At 63.4% G+C, this 16969-nt stretch carries 16 protein-coding genes; 8 read left to right on the top strand and 8 right to left on the bottom strand.

The window, feature by feature from the left end:
* Positions 1–22: 22 nt before the first annotated feature.
* A complete protein-coding gene (locus B0G81_RS19025) occupies positions 23–997 on the bottom strand; it encodes a helix-turn-helix transcriptional regulator (protein ID WP_134137980.1) in 975 nt (324 codons plus the stop codon).
* 192 nt (positions 998–1189) lie between these two features.
* On the opposite strand from B0G81_RS19025, the gene B0G81_RS19030 reads away from it, so the two are divergent.
* From B0G81_RS19030 to B0G81_RS19055, 6 genes are all read left to right on the top strand, one after another.
* Positions 1190–1657, top strand: a complete 468-nt coding sequence (locus tag B0G81_RS19030; RefSeq protein WP_134137981.1) for a DUF4863 family protein — start codon at positions 1190–1192, stop codon at positions 1655–1657.
* An 8-nt stretch (positions 1658–1665) separates the two neighbouring features.
* Complete coding sequence (locus B0G81_RS45410) at positions 1666–1788, top strand: hypothetical protein (RefSeq protein WP_279590542.1); 123 nt, start codon at positions 1666–1668, stop codon at positions 1786–1788.
* A gap of 62 nt (positions 1789–1850) precedes the next feature.
* Entirely contained in the window at positions 1851–3443 is a 1593-nt protein-coding gene (locus B0G81_RS19035) for a benzoate-CoA ligase family protein (protein WP_134137982.1), read from the top strand.
* Positions 3444–3451: 8 nt separating this feature from the next.
* Positions 3452–4306, top strand: coding sequence for an alpha/beta hydrolase (locus tag B0G81_RS19040; RefSeq protein WP_134137983.1), 855 nt, complete (start codon positions 3452–3454; stop codon positions 4304–4306).
* A 320-nt stretch (positions 4307–4626) separates the two neighbouring features.
* Positions 4627–4953, top strand: coding sequence for a hypothetical protein (locus tag B0G81_RS19050; RefSeq protein WP_134137984.1), 327 nt, complete (start codon positions 4627–4629; stop codon positions 4951–4953).
* An 83-nt stretch (positions 4954–5036) separates the two neighbouring features.
* Positions 5037–7148 (top strand): phospholipase C, phosphocholine-specific, encoded by a 2112-nt coding sequence (locus tag B0G81_RS19055; RefSeq protein WP_134137985.1) that lies wholly within the window; start codon positions 5037–5039, stop codon positions 7146–7148.
* A gap of 100 nt (positions 7149–7248) precedes the next feature.
* On the opposite strand, the gene B0G81_RS19060 is transcribed toward B0G81_RS19055, so the two are convergent.
* The 7 genes from B0G81_RS19060 to B0G81_RS19090 all read right to left on the bottom strand — a co-directional run bounded on the left by B0G81_RS19060 (position 7249) and on the right by B0G81_RS19090 (position 13178).
* Positions 7249–8538 carry an MSMEG_0569 family flavin-dependent oxidoreductase gene (locus B0G81_RS19060; protein ID WP_134137986.1) on the bottom strand — a complete coding sequence of 430 codons (1290 nt, stop codon included), beginning with the start codon at positions 8536–8538 and terminating at the stop codon, positions 7249–7251.
* 26 nt (positions 8539–8564) lie between these two features.
* The gene (locus B0G81_RS19065; RefSeq protein ID WP_116117786.1) at positions 8565–8849 is read right to left on the bottom strand and encodes an MSMEG_0570 family nitrogen starvation response protein; all 285 of its coding nucleotides are present in this window, start codon (positions 8847–8849) and stop codon (positions 8565–8567) included.
* 124 nt (positions 8850–8973) lie between these two features.
* The gene (locus B0G81_RS19070) at positions 8974–9957 is read right to left on the bottom strand and encodes a sll0787 family AIR synthase-like protein (protein WP_134137987.1); all 984 of its coding nucleotides are present in this window, start codon (positions 9955–9957) and stop codon (positions 8974–8976) included.
* Complete coding sequence (locus B0G81_RS19075) at positions 9954–10565, bottom strand: MSMEG_0567/Sll0786 family nitrogen starvation N-acetyltransferase (RefSeq protein WP_134137988.1); 612 nt, start codon at positions 10563–10565, stop codon at positions 9954–9956. Before B0G81_RS19075 ends, B0G81_RS19070 begins: the two co-directional genes overlap by 4 nt.
* Positions 10566–10567: 2 nt before the next feature.
* Positions 10568–11638 carry an MSMEG_0568 family radical SAM protein gene (locus B0G81_RS19080; RefSeq protein ID WP_116119592.1) on the bottom strand — a complete coding sequence of 357 codons (1071 nt, stop codon included), beginning with the start codon at positions 11636–11638 and terminating at the stop codon, positions 10568–10570.
* Positions 11631–12665 (bottom strand): Nit6803 family nitrilase, encoded by a 1035-nt coding sequence (locus B0G81_RS19085; protein WP_116117789.1) that lies wholly within the window; start codon positions 12663–12665, stop codon positions 11631–11633. Before B0G81_RS19085 ends, B0G81_RS19080 begins: the two co-directional genes overlap by 8 nt.
* 30 nt (positions 12666–12695) lie before the next feature.
* On the bottom strand, positions 12696–13178 hold the full coding sequence (locus tag B0G81_RS19090) for an MSMEG_0572/Sll0783 family nitrogen starvation response protein (protein ID WP_012433701.1): 483 nt from the start codon (positions 13176–13178) through the stop codon (positions 12696–12698).
* A 351-nt stretch (positions 13179–13529) separates the two neighbouring features.
* On the opposite strand from B0G81_RS19090, the gene B0G81_RS19095 reads away from it, so the two are divergent.
* Both B0G81_RS19095 and B0G81_RS19100 read left to right on the top strand, forming a co-directional pair.
* Positions 13530–14921: a PLP-dependent aminotransferase family protein gene (locus tag B0G81_RS19095; RefSeq protein ID WP_134137989.1), complete on the top strand. Its 1392-nt coding sequence runs from the start codon at positions 13530–13532 to the stop codon at positions 14919–14921.
* A gap of 246 nt (positions 14922–15167) precedes the next feature.
* Positions 15168–16967, top strand: coding sequence for a methyl-accepting chemotaxis protein (locus B0G81_RS19100; RefSeq protein ID WP_116139962.1), 1800 nt, complete (start codon positions 15168–15170; stop codon positions 16965–16967).
* Positions 16968–16969 lie beyond the last annotated feature (2 nt).

Raw genomic sequence — 16969 nt, forward strand, 5'->3', positions numbered from 1 at the left:
AACCCTGACACCGCGGCGCAGGTTAGCTCGCACGCGCTTCGTCGGGCGATTCCGCGGCGAGTCTTGCGGCGAGGCGGTCGCGCAGTTGCAGGTAGGCGTCGGCCAAGGTTTTTTCGCTGGTGTCGAAGCTCATGTCGGCGCGGCCGTACAGCTCGGAGCGCCCCGCCAGAATGCGCTTCAGGTCATCCATCGCCTCCTTGTTGCCCGACATCGGCCGCAGGTCGCCCTGCGCGACGACGCGGCGCATGTGCTCTTCCGGCGCGGCCTGCAGCCACACCGTGTAGCAATGCGACAGCAGCGTATTGAAGGTGCCCGACTCCGACACGAGTCCGCCCGGCGACGCAATCACCGCGCGCTTGTGCTCCTGAATCACGGCCTCCAGCGCGCGGTGCTCATAACGCCGGTAAGCGGCCGCGCCGTAAAGCGAATGAATCTCCGAAGGCGGACAGCCGGCCAGTTGCTCGATCACGCGTGTGAGCTCAACGAACGGCACTTTGCGCTCCTGCGCCAGCATCCGCCCGAGCGTCGATTTGCCGGCGCCGCGCAGGCCGATCAACGCAATCCGGTCCTTGCGATGCGGGTCGCGCGGCGCCTGCGCGAACATCTCGGCGAGCGCCACGCGGGCGCGCTGCAAGGCCGCCTGATCGCGTCCCTGCAGCAATTCGCGAATCAGCAGCCATTCGGCAGAAGCCGTGGTTTCGTCGCCGATCACCTCGGCCAGCGAGCAGTTCAAGGTAGCCGCGATCTGCCGCAGCACCAGCACCGACGCATTGCCCACGCCCGATTCCAGATTCGCCAGATGCCGCTCCGACAGACCGGTCTCCGTGGCCAGCGTCTTGCGCGTCATGCCGCGGCGCGCGCGCAGCAGGCGCACGCGGTCGCCCATCGCCGTGAGAAACGGATCACGCTCGGCGCCGCGATCCGGCGACCGTTCGGCACGGGGCGCGTCCTCGTCGGATGAGTCGTCAAGGGGTGGCGGAGAGTAATTTTGGTTCATGTTTTGCTGCCTCATAACTGCGATACATGTACTATAGTGCTTGACAGACCCCGGGTGAACGGTTAATTTTCGCCAAATATTGATCCAATAACAAACGCTGTCGAGATTTTCGGCGGCGTCACGGAGATGGCGCGACGACTCGCATGCATTAACGTGCGTGTGCCGGTCGGAGGCGCCGATCTGGAGACTCGCATGTCCCCACATGAATTCCAGCGCCTGATCGCGGGCGTCACTGAGCAACTCGCCGGCCGGCCGCTCGACGGCAAGCTGGCGGACTGGCTGAACGAGACCTACCCCGCCGGCGGCGACGCGTTCCGCGAGCTTGCAGAGGCGTGCAAAAGCGGCGTCGCCGAAGGCTGGCTGTGCAACCGCGAAGGCGGCGGCATTCGTTACGGTCGCATCTTCAAGGCGCTGCACGAGACCCACGGCTTTTCCGTCGACGTCGTCGATATGAAGGATATTGCGGGACCGCATCATGTTCACCCGAACGGCGAGATCGATCTGATCATGCCGCTCACCGCAGGCGCCACCTTCGACGCCCACCCGGCCGGCTGGTGCGTGTACGGGCCAGGCTCCGCGCATCGTCCGACGGTGGCGAACGGCGAGGCGCTGGTGCTGTATCTCCTGCCGCAAGGCGCCATCGAATTCACTCCCGCCTGAGCACCGCCATGACCGAACTCCTGAAGAACCATGTCGCCCGCGAGCGGATCGCCGGCCGCGGCGCGAACGTCACATTCACCGATCCGCTGACGGGCGTTGCGCTCGTGGACCGGGCAAGCACATCAGCCTGACAGCATCGAGCGGATCATGAGCACAGAACAGCCGGACCGCGCCCACCCGATGGAGGAGACACATGGAAGCCTTGTTGGAAAAGGCAGCGAATCAGCCCGCCGCGACAGTCGAAGCGCCGCCCGCGCTATTCAACTTCGCGGCCTACCTGTTTCGACTGAACGAAGCCCGCGCCGCCAAGACCGCCTATATCGACGACACCGGCAGCGCCACGTACGGTGAACTCGAAGAGCGCGCGCGGCGCTTTGCGAGCGCGCTGCGCACACTCGGCGTGCATCCCGAAGAGCGCGTGTTGCTCGTGATGCTCGATACCATCGCCCTGCCGGTTGCCTTTCTCGGCGCGCTCTACGCGGGCGTTGTGCCGGTCGTCGCAAACACGCTGCTCACGCCCGCCGACTATGTGTACATGCTCACGCACAGCCACGCGCGCGCGGTGATCGCCTCGGGTGCGCTGGTGCAGAACGTGACGCAGGCGCTGGAGTCCGTCGAACATGATGGTTGTCAGTTGATCGTCTCCCAGCCGTGTGAGGGCGAGCCGCTCATCGCGCCGCTGCTCGAAGAATTGATCGACGCCGCCGCGCCCGCCGCCAAAGCCGCGGCAACCGGTTGCGACGACATCGCCTTCTGGCTGTATTCATCAGGCTCGACCGGCAAGCCGAAAGGCACCGTCCACACGCATGCGAACCTGTACTGGACCGCCGAGCTTTATGCCAAGCCGATCCTCGGCATTGCCGAAAGCGACGTGGTGTTCTCCGCGGCCAAGTTGTTCTTTGCGTACGGTCTCGGCAACGCCTTGACGTTTCCGCTGTCGGTCGGCGCCACGGCGATCCTGATGGCGGAGCGTCCCACCGCCGACGCGATCTTCACGCGTCTCGTCAAACATCGCCCGACTGTGTTCTACGGCGTGCCCACGCTCTACGCCAACATGCTGGTCTCGCCCAACTTGCCCGCACGCGCCGATGTCGCGATGCGCATCTGCACGTCGGCGGGCGAAGCGTTGCCGCGTGAAATCGGCGAGCGTTTCACCGCCCATTTCGGCTGCGAGATTCTCGACGGCATCGGCTCGACTGAAATGCTGCATATCTTCCTGTCCAATCGCGCAGGCGCGGTCGAGTACGGGACGACGGGCCGTCCGGTGCCGGGATACGAAGTCGAGTTGCGCGACGATGCCGGTCATGCCGTGGCCGATGGCGAAGTCGGCGACCTATATATCAAAGGGCCGAGCGCCGCCGTGATGTACTGGAACAACCGCGAGAAAACCCGCGCCACCTTTCTCGGCGAATGGATCCGCAGCGGCGACAAGTACTGCCGGCTGGCGAACGGCTGCTATGTCTACGCGGGCCGCAGCGACGACATGCTCAAAGTCAGCGGCCAGTATGTCTCGCCCGTCGAAGTGGAAATGGTGCTGGTCCAGCACGGCGCGGTGCTCGAAGCGGCGGTGGTCGGCGTCGATCACGGCGGCCTCGTCAAGACGCGTGCATTCGTGGTGTTGAAGCGTGAATTCGCGGCCTCTGAGATACTCGCGGATGAGTTGAAGGCTTTCGTGAAGGACCGGCTCGCGCCGCATAAATATCCGCGCGATATCGTGTTCGTCGACGATTTGCCGAAGACTGCCACTGGAAAAATTCAACGCTTCAAACTGCGCGAGCAGTCATAAGGTGATCTATGCAGAACCCCGCCATTGGCAACGTTGCAGCGACGAGCGCCAGCGAATTCGCTGACTTGCCCGCTTGCGCGTCGCATGGGCCGTTGCGCATCGAGTATCGTTGGCTGAATGAAGCGGCCGGCAACGCGCCGATCGCCGTCTTCCTGCATGAAGGCCTCGGTTCGATCGCGATGTGGCGCGACTGGCCGCAAGCGCTGTGCGAGCGGCTCGGCATGCGTGGGCTGGTTTATTCGCGGCCTGGCTACGGACTTTCCACGCCGCGTCCGCATGAGGTGAAGTGGCCCGTCGATTTCATGACGGCGCAGGCGCGCGATATCCTGCCCGCGTTGCTCGACGCGCTCGATATCGATATGCGCGAACGCCGGCGTATGTGGGTGATCGGCCATAGCGACGGCGGCTCGATCACGCTGCTGTATGCAGCGCTCCATCCTGAAGAATTGGCCGGAGCGGTGGCAATTGCGCCGCATGTCTTCGTCGAAGATATTTCGGTGGAGAGTATCGCGCAGACCAAACAACTCTACGAAACAACGGATCTGCGCAGCAAGCTCGGCCGCTATCACGCGGACGTCGATTCCGCGTTTTATGGCTGGAACGATATCTGGCTGAATCCGGCTTTCAGGCAGTGGTCGATTGCAGAAGAATTGGCGTCGATCCGCAAGCCGTTGCTCGCCGTGCAAGGCCACGACGACAACTACGGCACGATGGCGCAGATCGAGACGATCGCCGCACACGTGCCGCATGCGCAACTGGTCAAGCTCGACGCTTGCGGACACTCGCCGCATCGCGACGTGCCGGGGCCGCTGAACGAAGCCATTGCGGCATTCGTTTCGAGCGCAACGCGTTTGGACCATTGAGGTCATGAGCGCGGCGCGTCTTCCCGACGACGTGCCGCGTCACACGCTATTTCCGGCAAACGCCTCAGATTAACTTCACGCACTGCACACGCGGGGGCAATCTCGCGCTCCGCGGTCGGCGCGGGTTCGCTGCCGGGCAATATTACCGTCGAGATCGAGGCCATCGTCGCCATCCAGGATTGACGGTCGCGCAATTCTCAACAAATACCCAAATTTCCACATCTTCACAAAAGTTACACAGGTAAGCGACTATTCTTGCGCATCGCTGACCTGGGCACATGGACGCCCTGGCTCATCTTCCCCGTGCCGGAGACATTGCCATGTCTGTTGTGTCGAACCCGTCGATTGCCTTGCATTGCAAACGTTTGGCGGCCGCACTGGTCGCCGTGTCGCTGTGCATGCTGCTCGGCGCATGCGGCAACGACGACGACAAAACCCCGGACACGCGCGCGGTTACGTCTACCGGGAGTCCGGCCAGCGACAGTAACGCCGGCGCCGTGCTGTCGGCGAATCCGTCCTTCGCTTCACCCGCGCCCGCTGCCGTTACGATTCAAACCCCCGCACTACCCGCATCAAGCGCCGACCCGGCATTGTCCGCCGCCGCGTCGACGCCGCTCGCCACACCCGTGATCCATACCGTCGACTGAGTTTCGCGCGTCACGCGGCGCGCGGGCGAGTCCCTCGTGCGTTGCGTGCATCGTTCCTCCACCGAAGATCGAAAGCCAATACCATGACCTCAAAAAATCGCCGTGATTTTCTGCGCTCCGCCGCGCATGCAGCTGGTTCCGCCACCGCGCTGAGCATGCTGCCGCTGGGCATTCGCAACGCCCTCGCCATTCCCGCCAACAACAAGACCGGCACCATTCGCGACGTCGAGCACATCGTCGTGCTGATGCAGGAAAACCGTTCGTTCGACCACTACTTCGGCACGCTCAAGGGCGTGCGCGGTTTTGGCGACACGCGCGCGATCAGTCTGCCCAACGGCAAGCCTGTGTGGTATCAGCCGCTGGCGGCGGACGCCGGTTACGTGCTGCCGTTCCGCCCGAGCGCGCCGAATCTGGGTCTGCAATTCCTGCAGGATCTCGCGCACGACTGGACCAGCACGCACGCGGCATGGAACGGCGGCCGCTACGATCAATGGGTGCCCGCCAAAAGCGCCACGACGATGGCCTATTTCACGCGCGAAGACATTCCGTTCCACTATCAACTCGCCGACGCATTCACCATCTGCGACGCGTACCACTGCTCGCTGATGGGACCGACGGACCCGAACCGCTATTACATGTGGAGCGGCTGGGTCGGCAACGACGGCAGCGGCGGCGGCCCGGTGATCGACAACTCCGAACTGGGCTATGGCTGGTCCACGTACCCCGAAGTGCTGCAAAACGCGGGCATTTCGTGGAAGATCTATCAGGACATCGGCACCGGTCTCGACGCGAACGGCTCGTGGGGCTGGACGCAGAACCCGTACATCGGCAACTACGGCGACAACTCGCTGCTCTATTTCAATCAGTACCGCAACGCGCAGCCCGGCAATCCGCTTTACGACAACGCGCGCACCGGCACGAACGCGGCGAAGGGTGACGGCTACTTCGACATCCTCAAGCGCGACGTGCAGAGCAACGCATTGCCGCAAGTGTCGTGGATCGTCGCGCCCGAAGCCTACTCCGAACATCCGAACTGGCCGACGAACTATGGCGCGTGGTACATCGACCAGGTCTTGCAGATTCTCACGTCGAATCCCGAGGTGTGGAGCAAGACGGTGCTGCTGATCAATTACGACGAGAACGACGGCTTCTTCGATCACATGGTGCCGCCGTTCGCACCGTCGTCGAGCGCGAACGGTCTGTCCACTGTCGACACCAGCAACGAAATCTATCCGGGCGACGCGAAGACTCCCGCCGCCCCGTATGGACTCGGACCGCGTGTGCCGATGCTGGTGGTGTCGCCGTGGTCCAAAGGCGGCTACGTGTGCTCGGAACTGTTCGACCACACGTCGGTGATCCGTTTCATCGAAAAGCGTTTCGGCCACGAGCACAATCTCGGCGAGTCGAACATCACGCCGTGGCGCCGCGCGGTGTGCGGCGATCTGATGTCGGCGTTCAACTTCAGCAATCCGAACGACGCTTTCCCGACGCTGCCGGGCACGAGCGGCTACGTGCCGCCGGATCAGAACCGCCATCCGGATTACGTGCCGCTGCCGCCCGCGTTGCAGGCCGTGCCGAAGCAGGAACCCGGCGTGCGCCCCGCGCGCGCGTTGCCGTACGAGTTGTTCGTGCGTGTGCATGGCGAAGGTTCGGCCAACCAGCTCACGATGCGCTTCGTCAACACGGGCCGTACCGGCGCGGTGTTTCTCGTCTACGCCGCTCATAGTCTCGACGCGCCGCGCACCTATACGGTCGAAGCCGGCAAGCGCCTGCAGGACGTATTGCCGCTGAATGCGGACGGCAGTTACGACTTCACCGTGTACGGCCCGAATGGCTTTCTGCGCCGCTTCGCGGGCAAGCCGGTCGCGCGCAGTTGGTGGAACGGCTCCGACATCGCGCGTCCTGAAGTCGAGGAAGGTTATGACGTCGCGAACGGCAATCTGCAACTGCGTCTGGAAAACGTGGGCAGCGCGCCTGCCCAGTTCAAGATCGTCAACGCGTACGACCCGAACAACGTGATCCGGCATACGGTGCGCGGCGGCGATACCGACCAGATCTACCTCGATCTGCGCAACGCGCACGGCTGGTACGATCTGGCGATTACGGTCAATACGGATCCGCTGTTCGCGCGGCGATTTGCCGGACACGTGGAAACCGGCAAGAGCAGCATGAGCGATCCGGCGCTGGGTAGCTAAGCCTTAGCCGAACGTATCGGTGAAATACAGCGGCCGCTGCGATGAAAAACGCAGCGGCCGTTTTTTCATGCACCATGCCTGGTCACTGCATCGAGCAACGTCACGCGGCGACAGCGGACGATAACGACGCGCGCTCGCGTGCCTTCTCGCGAATCGCCTGCACGATGAACTCCGCATCGCGCGCGACGCCGGAGAAACGCCCCGAGCCCCACGTATGCAGCCACGGCAAGCCGACGAAATACAAGCCGTCGATCGGCGTAATACCGCGCGTATGCGCCGGATAACCACGACCGTTGAACACGGGTGCATCGAGCCAGCTGAAGTCCGGCGTAAAACCGATGCACCAGATGATCGCGGCAATGCCGCTTGCTTCCAGATCAAGGGTGGTGCGTTCCTGTGACGGACGCCAGACAGGTTCGTACACACCGCCCTTCGGCGCGTCGATACCGCGCTTCTCGATGAAGTTGTCGATGCTCACGTTGATCCGGTTATACGTATCGTCCGCCGCATCGAGATTGGCCGCGAGCGTGGGCGAGAAATGAAACTGGCCGTCGCGCAGATCGTCGAGGCGGCCGTACAACTCCATGCCTTCGGCAGCGAACTTGCGCAAATCGATATCGCGGCCGCCGTCGCGGCCCGTCACGTAATGATTGGTGTTGTCGCGCACGCCTTCGCGCAACGGATGTTTTTCCACCGGCATGTCGTAGTACTGCATGTCGGCCAGCCAATCCACCACGTCGCGGCCACGATAGAAGCGCGCGCAACGCGGCGCCTCGCCGACCGCCAGCACCACCTTGCGGCCGGCCAGATGCAGGTCTTCCGCGATCTGCGCGCCGGACTGCCCTGTGCCGACCACCATCACCGCGCCGTCAGGCAGCGCCTGCGGGTTGCGATACGCCGACGACTGCAGTTGCACGATTCGCGCGGGCAAGCGCTCTGCCAGGCGGGGCACGATCGGTGTGTGATAGCCGCCCGAGGCCACCACCACCTGATCCGCGCTGAAATCGCCCCGCGTCGTCGTGATCGCGTAGACACCGTCGTCGCGCCGCTTGACGCGTTTGACCTCCGTGCGCTCCATCAACGGCGCATCGACATGTTCGATGAAACCGTCGAGGTAAGCCACGATCTCGTCCTTCTTCATGAAGCCGTGCGGATCGTCGCCGCGATACGGATAACCGGGCAGCGCGCATTGCCAGTTCGGCGTGACCAGACAGAAAGCGTCCCAGCGCTGCTCACGCCACGTGTGCGTCACGGTGTTCTTTTCAACGACCAGATGGTCGATGCCGGCCTCTTTGAGGTAATAACTGACCGACAGACCCGCCTGCCCGCCGCCGACGACGAGCACGCTGTAATGGCCCTCGGCACGCGCGTGATGTGCTGGATTCGACATGATGCGTCCTCTGAAAGAATAAGCGCCTAGCTGAATTCGATAACCTTGACGGTCGCGTCCGGCCGATCGCGAAAGCGCGCCGCGTCGCGCTCGATCTGCGCAAGCTGGTCCATTGCCGCCGAGCAGGCAAAGCCATATTTCTCGCGCACCCGCTCGGACGCGATGCCCAGCGCCTGCCGCGAGCGCGCCACGAAATCCTCCAGCGCGTAGGCCTCGCCCGGGATGAAAAAATCGCCGATCACGTGCGAGGGCGAGTAACAGTTCGCTTCGTCGCCATCAGGCCATTGAATGCGAAAGTGCATGACAGGCATCGCTGATCCTCGAATCAATGAGTGGGGACGAACACGGTTGCGTCGTGCCCGTGTATCGTCAAAAGCGTCGTCAGTTCGAGCGTGTGCAGGACGCCGTCACGCGGGTTGACTGTGCACAACGCGTTCATGTCACGTCACCCTTCCCGACAATGAAAGGCTCGCGTTGAAAATCCCATAGCGTCGCAGCGTCGTCTCTGTGATGCACGACAACCTGACTCGCCGCACCGACCGATCCGATCACTGCACACGAGAGAGCACGTGCATCGAATAGCGCCTGCACAGCATCGACATGCGCGGGTCGCACGGATAGCAGATAGCCGAAACTCGGAAACGCGGTCACCCAGCGTTCCAGCGCCACGCCTTCGGGTTTGGGAATGCGAGCGAGGTCTATCCGCGCCCCTACTCGCGAGCATTCGAGCAACATCAACGCCGTGCCGAGCGTGCCCGCCATGCTGATGTCTTTCGCGGCGTCGCACAGGCCGTTTTCCGCCAATTGCGGCAGCAGTTCGAGATCGCCGCGCAGACGCTCGGCCGGCGCATCCACCGACGCATTCCAGAACGGATACGGTTCTTCAAAACGGCCCCGCAGATCGACTACCATCATCAGGCTGTCGCCTGGTTTCGCGTTGAAGCTCGATAGCAAGGCCTTGGCGCGGCCGATAATCGACACCGCCAGTTGCGCCGCGTCGCTGCGCGTATTCGTGTGGCCGCCGACAATCGGCACGCCGTACGCGACCGACGCCGCCGCCATGCCCGCCAGCACCTCGTCGGCCGCGTCGATGCCCGGACTCCACAGCGCGTCCACCACCGCCAGCGGCCGGCCGCCCATCGCGTAGATATCGCTGACGTTGACCATCACGCTGCTGTAGCCGGCAAACCACGGCATGGCGCTGACAAAATCGCTGACCATGCCTTCGATCGCAAAGAGCAGAAAGCCGTCGCCATCGGCAAGCGCGGCGCAGTCGTCGCCGAGCGCCACGGCTTGCGCGAGATCGCGCGTGCCGTGAGGCAAACGCTTCGCCAGCGCGCCGACCACGTCGACGATATCGGTCTTGTGGCGGAACCCACGACTTTCGCGCAAGCTCTCGACAAGATCGGCGACGCTCATGCCGCACTCCGCGCGGGCTCGACACGGCGCGAATACACTTGCGCTTGCGTACGCGTGACGAAACCGCCAAAGGGCGTGACGCACGGTGGATAGCGGTCCAATTGCGCCTGCATCAGATGATGCGGCCTGCCGAGCAGCGTTTCCTCCGCAAGCACGTCCCAATGCATTGCGCGAAAGAGCGGCACGTTCTGGCTCTGCACATGGGCCAAAAACGTCTCGCAGCCCAACGCATGCGCGCTGCTCACCGCGAGACGAATCAACGTCGCGCCGATCTTTCCATGCCGACGAAACGCCGCGTGCACGGCGAGGCGCGAACCGAACCACACGTTGTCGTGATCGCGGTGAATCCGCACGGTGCCGACCACCTGCTCCGGCATGCCGCCGAGACAACTGACGGCCACCAGTTGCTGCGCGTGCCGATCGATATCGTCGCGATCATCCGCGATGAAAATGCCTTGCTCGATGCAGAACACCGCGCGCCGCAATTTGAATGCCTCTTCGGCTTCCCAATTCAACGTGGTCCACTTGATGCGGAATTCACTCGGCACATACGGTGCGGAATCGATGTCACCGTCCAGCGTCTCGCCGGCAATCGCTTCACCGAACATGGTCACTCCTCGTACGACGACAACGACGAACACGCGCCGCATTTCCCACAGCCGGCCTTGATATCGCTTGAACGCATGGCCGCGGCATTGAGCATGCCGCCCAGCGGCTGCAATACCGACTTCATGAATTCGGGCGTGGGCGCCGGATGATCTTCGAGCGGCGTGCCGCTGATCGGCACGAAGGGCACGACGAACGGATAGACACCCAGCTCGATCAGTTCGCGCGACATCGCCAGAATCGCCGCCGCGCTGTCGCCGAGCCCCGCGAGAATGTAGGTACTGACCTGGCCGCGCCCGAATACGGCCACGGCGGACTTGAACGCTTCCATGTAGCGCGACAGCGGCACGCTCGCCTTGCCCGGCATGATGCGTTCGCGCAAAGCGGGCGTCACCACTTCGAGATGCATGCCGAGCGTGTCGATGCCGCTCGCTTTCATGCGCGCGAACCAGCGGTCGTCGTCAGGTGGCTCGCATTGCGCCTGGATCGGCAGATCCACCGCGGCCTTGATCGCGAACGCGCTCTCGCACAGAATCTGCGCGCCGCGATCCGGCGTGGGCGGTGTGCCCGTGGTCAACACCATATGCTTCACGCCGTCGAGCAACACCGCCGCGCGCGCCACTTCCGCGAGTTGCTCCGGTGTCTTGCGCGCAATCGTGCGGCCCGCCGCGAGCGACTGCCCGATCGCGCAGAACTTGCAACTCTTGCGCCGGCTCTCGTAGCGAATGCAGGTTTGCAAGACGGTGGTGGCGAGCACGTCCGCGCTATGCAATGCGGCGATATGCGAGTACGGCACGCCGTCGAGCGTCTGCATGCCGTAGAAACGCGGCGCTTTCGGGAAGCTGATGTTGGCGATTGGAATCGTGCCGCGCAACAGCGCGCTCGAACCGCTCGCATCCGGCGTCTGCGCGACGAAGGGCGAATGCCACGCGGTGCTCGTATGCACGGGCACCATGATCGTCACACCATCCACCGTCACCGCCTTGTGATCCGACGGACCCGCGCCGCCGCGCCGGCTCGCTGCGCCCGCATCCGGCGACACGAGCCGCAAACCGGTCGACTGCAATTCAGTCATCAATTGCCGGCTCTGCGCCGACAGCGACTCGCTGGCGTTCATCGCATCCTCCTTCGGTTGAATTGAAATCCACGCTCGATGTGGCCGACCACGCCGGCATCGGCGCGACGGTTTCCGCGGGCCGCCGGTTGATCGCGAGGCTCAGCAATTCGGGCCGCGCGTAATGGCCGACCGAATCCATCATGCGTTTGCGCTTGGTGATCAAGGCCATGTCGAGATCGGCGATTACCATGCCTTCGCCCTCGCGCAGCGGTTCGGCGAGATGCTGTCCTTCAGGCGAAACGATGGCGGTATTGCAGCCACCGCGCAGCGCCTTCTGCAAATTCGTGTCCGGCGTCACTGACGCGATCTGCGCTTCGGTGAGCCATCCCGTTGCATTGACGACGAAGCAGCCCGACTCCAGCGCGTGATGCCGGATCGTCACCTCGATCTGCTCGGCGAAAATCGGCCCCACGAGCGAACCGGGAAACTGGCTGCAATGAATCTCTTCGTGTTGCGTCATCAACGCATAACGCGCGAGCGGGTTGTAATGCTCCCAACAAGCCAGCGCGCCGACGCGCCCCACCGCCGTATTCGCCACCGTCAAACCCGCGGCGTCTCCCTGCCCCCAGATCATCCGTTCATGAAACGTCGGGGTGATCTTGCGGCGCTTGAGGACGATCCGGCCATCCACGTCGAAGATCAACTGCGTGTTGTAGAGGCTGCCGTGATCGCGTTCGTTGACGCCGAGCACCACCACCATCCGGTGCAAACGCGCCTGCTCGGCCACCGCCTGCGTCACCGGGCCCGGCACGATCACGGCCTCTTCGTAGAGTTTCATGTGATCGGCGCCGGACACGACCGGCGGCCGCACGAAAGAAAAGTACGGGTAATACGGCACGAAAGTTTCGGGGAACACGATCAGCTGCACGCCCTCGCGAGCGGCTTTCCCGATGGCCTCGCAAACCTTCTCGAGCGTGCCGCCGCTGCGCTCGAAGTCGGGTGCGATCTGAACCGCTGCGGCGCGCACGATACGTTTGTCGGACATGGTGGTCACTTGCCTCTCGTCAAACTGCCGTCAGACCGTCCATGTGTGGATGACCAACGCATTGTCCTTGCGGTGAAGCAACTGGATGTCGAGCACGTCGAGCGGGCTGATCGGCCGGATGCCTTCGATCAGCGAAGCTTCGCCATGGCCATACAGTGCTTGCAGCGCGAAGCGGCATGCGTAGACCTTGCCGCCCTCTTCCATGAACTTCGTCAGTTGTTTGTTGAAGTTCAGATGGCCGGGAAACGCTTCGTCGCCGAGCGTCGGAAAGCCGCGTTGCAAGCCGAGCGTCACGCCCGGCCCATACAGCAACACCGATGTTTCGAAGCCCTTACGTTGCAGGCGCGTGGCCTGCAGCATATTGACGAAACCGATCGAACCTTCGAACGCGACCGTATGAAACGTGACGAGCGCCTTCTCGCCCGGCTCGGCTTTCACGTCTTCGAAGACTTTCTCCTCGTAGTCGACAAGGTAATCGCCTTTCTGATGCAGCGGTTTGTTGACGGCTGGCATGACACTCTCCGATCAGGTTTGCTAAGTAAAAGAGGACGCGCGTTCAAGCTGTGCGCGCTTCTTCCAATGCAACGGCCGTGCCATTGATCGGGCATGCGAATGCGATCAATCAGCAATCAATTCCGTCTCGATTCGAAGTGCGACTCGAAAAAATTTTGGCGCGAAGGTTGCATACAGCCGAGGCATGTCGTGCAAACGCTGTCTGTAGCGCATTACCGCACCAGCCATGTGCGATTCACGCATACCGACGTGTCGGCGTGGTGCAGTCATTCACCACAGTCGATCAATCCGATCATTGATCGCATGCGAATGCGATCAAGTTCTCTCAACGTGAATAGAGACCCGAAACCAATGAGCAGCCCGACACATCACTGGATCAAACGTCTCGCCGACATTCGCAAACCCGCCTATCTGGCGATTCCCGATCTGATCGAAGAAGATCTCGCCACTGGGCGGCTGCGTCCACGCGACCGCTTGCCGGGGCTGCGCGATCTCGCCCTGGAACTCGCGCTGAACTACACGACGGTGGCGCGCGCTTACGCCGAAGCGCGCAAACGCGGCCTGCTCGATTCGCGCGCGGGCAGCGGCACGTTCGTGCGCGGCCGTACAGCCACGTTGCCGCTCGCGGGCGGCAGCAGCATCGAGATGTCGATGAACACGCCGCCCGAGCCGCCCGACTTCGCGATACGCCTGCGCGAATCCGCCGCGCGGCAGATGGCCGATAGCGATCCCTATCAATTGCTGCGTTATCAGGACTTCGGCGGATCGGCGGCCGACAAGGACGCGGGCGCCGAATGGTTGAGACGCCGCGTGCCGCATTGCGACGCGCAAAACGTGCTGGTGTGCCCGGGCATCCATAGCGCGCTGGTGGCGCTCGTCTCGCAGTTGGCGCGGCCGGGCGGCACCATTTGCCTCGATGCACTCGCCTACCCCGGCATCAAGGCGATCGCCGCGCAACTCGGCGTGCGTCTGCAGGCATTGCCGCGCGATGACGAAGGACCGCTCGCGCACGCCTTCGAGGCGCTCTGCAAAACCGACAAGCCGAGCGCGTTCTATTGCAATCCGACGCTGCAGAATCCGAGCACGCTCACCCTCACGCACAAACGGCGCGAGGCGCTCGCCGACGTGGCGCTGCGCTACAGCGTGCCGATCATCGAAGACGATGCCTACGCGATGCTGCCGCAGAACGCGCCCGACGCACTTGCGAGTTTCGCACCCGAACTGACCTACTACGTCACCGGTTTGTCGAAGAGCTTCGGCGCCGGTCTGCGCGTCGCACATCTGCATGCGCCGACGCCGCGGCAAACGCAGCGGCTAGCCGGCGCATTGCGCGCCACCACCGTGATGGCGAGCCCGTTCACGGTCATGCTCGCGACGCAGTGGATCGTGGACGGCACCGCGGCTGACATGCTCAACGCGATCCGCAACGAGTCGCGCGCCCGCCAGATCATCGCTTCGCGCATGCTCGAAGCATGGCCTTTCGAAGCGCATCAGGATGGCTTTCATTTGTGGTTACCGGTGCCAGCGGAAAGCGGCTGGAGCGCATCTGAACTCGCGTTGCAGTTGCGCAATCAGGGCATCGCCGCCGTGGCGGGCGCCGCGTTTTCGACCGATGGCAATCCGCCCCACGCCATGCGCGTCTGCCTCGGCGGATCGAAAACGCGCGATGAATGCGAAGAGGCGCTGCGCATCGTTGCGGAGACACTCGATCATCCGCATCATCTGCACTCTCCGGTGATGTGAAGCGATCCTTGGACGCCTCTAGCCGGCGTTATCGTCATACGAATACGTGCGCATTGAAAAAGCCAACGCGCAAGAAAAATTTCGCGCGAACTCGACACGCCGCCCCGCACCGCTCACCCGCCGTTGGTGAGCAATTGAAAGCATTCCCCGCTCAAGTCCCACTAATTGGAGCCGTATACACCGTGTGAGGCCCCCGCCTCACCGACTCCGACTCCGGTTCACCGCTCACTCCGAAAGACTCCCGACATGTTCACCTCCATTCGCGCGCGCATCGTCGCCCTGTGCGTCGCTATCGTTGTGGTCGCGCTCGCCGCCAACGCGGTTCTCAACTATGTCGTCGCCAACTCGTATAACGCCGATGCCATCGACAGCAGTCTGACCGCGGTCGAAAGCGGTCACGCGGACGGCATCGGCGACTGGGTCGCCACCAACAGCCAGATGATCAACTCGCTGCAGGACGCGGTGCTGCAAGCGGATCCGTCCGCCGCGCTGAAGCAGATCGCTGCGGCCGGCAAGTTCACCAACGTGTACGTCGGCTATGCGGACAAGACGGCGAAGTTCTCCGATCCGACCGGCATTCCGCCCGACTACGATCCGACCGGCCGTCCCTGGTACAGGCAGGCCGCGGAAGCGGGCAAGCCGGTGGTCACGCCGCCTTACGTGGACGTGGGCACGGGCAAGCTGGTGGTGGCGTTCGCCGCGCCGGTGGTGCGCGACGGCGCGGTGAAAGGCGTGGTGTCAGGCGACGTCGCGATGGATAGCGTGATCGCCAACGTCAAAGCGATTCATCCGACGCCGGCGAGCTTCGGCATGTTGATCGATGCGAGCGGCCATATCGTCGCGCATCCCGATGCGAAACTGACTTTGAAGCCGGTCTCCGATGTGGCGCCGGGGTTGACCGGCGACAAGCTCGCTGCTCTCTTCAGCGCCGGGCGTCCGCTCGAAATGGACGTGAACGGCAGCACGAAGCTGCTGCGCGCGCAAGCGATTCCCGGCACCGACTGGTACGCGGTCGTCGCGCTCGACAAAGCCGAAGCGACCGCCGGCATGCGTTCACTGCTGACCGCTTCGGTGATCGCGTTGATCGTGATCGCGGGCATCGCCGCCGCGGTCGTGGCGGCGGTTACCGCCGTGTCGTTCCAGCGTCTGTCGAAAGTGCGCGACGCGATGGATGCCATCGGCTCCGGTGAGGGCGACCTCACGCAACGCCTGCCCGCCGTCGGCAACGACGAAGTCGCGCAGATCGCGCGTTCGTTCAACACCTTCATCGACAAGCTCAGCCACGTGATGCGCCAGATTCGCGACGCCAGCGAATCGGTGCGTGTGGCCGCGAATGAAATCGCCGCGGGCAACGTCGATCTGTCGGGCCGCACGGAGTCCGCCGCGGCGAGCTTGCAGCAAACCGCCGCGTCGATGGAAGAAATTACCTCGACCGTCACGCAGTCGGCAAGCGCTGCGAAGCAGGCGGACGATACCGCCGTGTCCGCCTCGCAGGTTGCCTCGCGCGGCGGCGTCGTGATTTCCGAAGTGATTGCGACGATGGGCGAGATCCAGCATGCGTCGGTCAAGATCTCCGACATCATCGGCGTGATCGACGGCATTGCGTTTCAGACCAACATCCTCGCGTTGAACGCCGCGGTGGAAGCCGCGCGCGCGGGCGAACAGGGCCGCGGTTTCGCGGTGGTGGCCGGCGAAGTGCGCAGCCTCGCGCAGCGCAGCGCGCAGGCCGCGAAGGAAATCAAGGCGCTGATCGAATCGACAGTGGCGAGCGTGACGTCGGGTTCGGGCCAGGTGCGCCAGGCCGGCGAGACAATGACGGAGATCGTCAGCAACGTCGCCAACGTAACGACCATCATTTCCGAAATCACCCAGGCCGCCAGCGAGCAGACGCGTGGCATTCAGGAAGTGAACCGCGCGGTCAGCCAGCTCGACGAGATGGTTCAACAGAACGCTGCGCTGGTCGAGCAATCCACGGCGGCGGCCGCCGCACTGCAAAACCAGGCCGTGAGCCTGGCAGGCGCGGTGACGCAATTCAAACTCGATTAAAC

The organism is Paraburkholderia sp. BL6665CI2N2 (assembly GCF_004366535.1).
In the GTDB taxonomy this organism is placed as follows: Bacteria; Pseudomonadota; Gammaproteobacteria; order Burkholderiales; family Burkholderiaceae; genus Paraburkholderia.

What these genes read in the sequence shown, in the direction of transcription:
- B0G81_RS19025 (WP_134137980.1), bottom strand. Translation starts at nt 997, where the DNA reads ATGAACCAAAATTACTCTCCGCCACCCCTTGACGACTCATCCGACGAG.
- B0G81_RS19030 (WP_134137981.1), top strand. Translation starts at nt 1,190, where the DNA reads ATGTCCCCACATGAATTCCAGCGCCTGATCGCGGGCGTCACTGAGCAA.
- B0G81_RS45410 (WP_279590542.1), top strand. Translation starts at nt 1,666, where the DNA reads ATGACCGAACTCCTGAAGAACCATGTCGCCCGCGAGCGGATCGCCGGC.
- B0G81_RS19035 (WP_134137982.1), top strand. Translation starts at nt 1,851, where the DNA reads ATGGAAGCCTTGTTGGAAAAGGCAGCGAATCAGCCCGCCGCGACAGTC.
- B0G81_RS19040 (WP_134137983.1), top strand. Translation starts at nt 3,452, where the DNA reads ATGCAGAACCCCGCCATTGGCAACGTTGCAGCGACGAGCGCCAGCGAA.
- B0G81_RS19050 (WP_134137984.1), top strand. Translation starts at nt 4,627, where the DNA reads ATGTCTGTTGTGTCGAACCCGTCGATTGCCTTGCATTGCAAACGTTTG.
- B0G81_RS19055 (WP_134137985.1), top strand. Translation starts at nt 5,037, where the DNA reads ATGACCTCAAAAAATCGCCGTGATTTTCTGCGCTCCGCCGCGCATGCA.
- B0G81_RS19060 (WP_134137986.1), bottom strand. Translation starts at nt 8,538, where the DNA reads ATGTCGAATCCAGCACATCACGCGCGTGCCGAGGGCCATTACAGCGTG.
- B0G81_RS19065 (WP_116117786.1), bottom strand. Translation starts at nt 8,849, where the DNA reads ATGCCTGTCATGCACTTTCGCATTCAATGGCCTGATGGCGACGAAGCG.
- B0G81_RS19070 (WP_134137987.1), bottom strand. Translation starts at nt 9,957, where the DNA reads ATGAGCGTCGCCGATCTTGTCGAGAGCTTGCGCGAAAGTCGTGGGTTC.
- B0G81_RS19075 (WP_134137988.1), bottom strand. Translation starts at nt 10,565, where the DNA reads ATGTTCGGTGAAGCGATTGCCGGCGAGACGCTGGACGGTGACATCGAT.
- B0G81_RS19080 (WP_116119592.1), bottom strand. Translation starts at nt 11,638, where the DNA reads ATGACTGAATTGCAGTCGACCGGTTTGCGGCTCGTGTCGCCGGATGCG.
- B0G81_RS19085 (WP_116117789.1), bottom strand. Translation starts at nt 12,665, where the DNA reads ATGTCCGACAAACGTATCGTGCGCGCCGCAGCGGTTCAGATCGCACCC.
- B0G81_RS19090 (WP_012433701.1), bottom strand. Translation starts at nt 13,178, where the DNA reads ATGCCAGCCGTCAACAAACCGCTGCATCAGAAAGGCGATTACCTTGTC.
- B0G81_RS19095 (WP_134137989.1), top strand. Translation starts at nt 13,530, where the DNA reads ATGAGCAGCCCGACACATCACTGGATCAAACGTCTCGCCGACATTCGC.
- B0G81_RS19100 (WP_116139962.1), top strand. Translation starts at nt 15,168, where the DNA reads ATGTTCACCTCCATTCGCGCGCGCATCGTCGCCCTGTGCGTCGCTATC.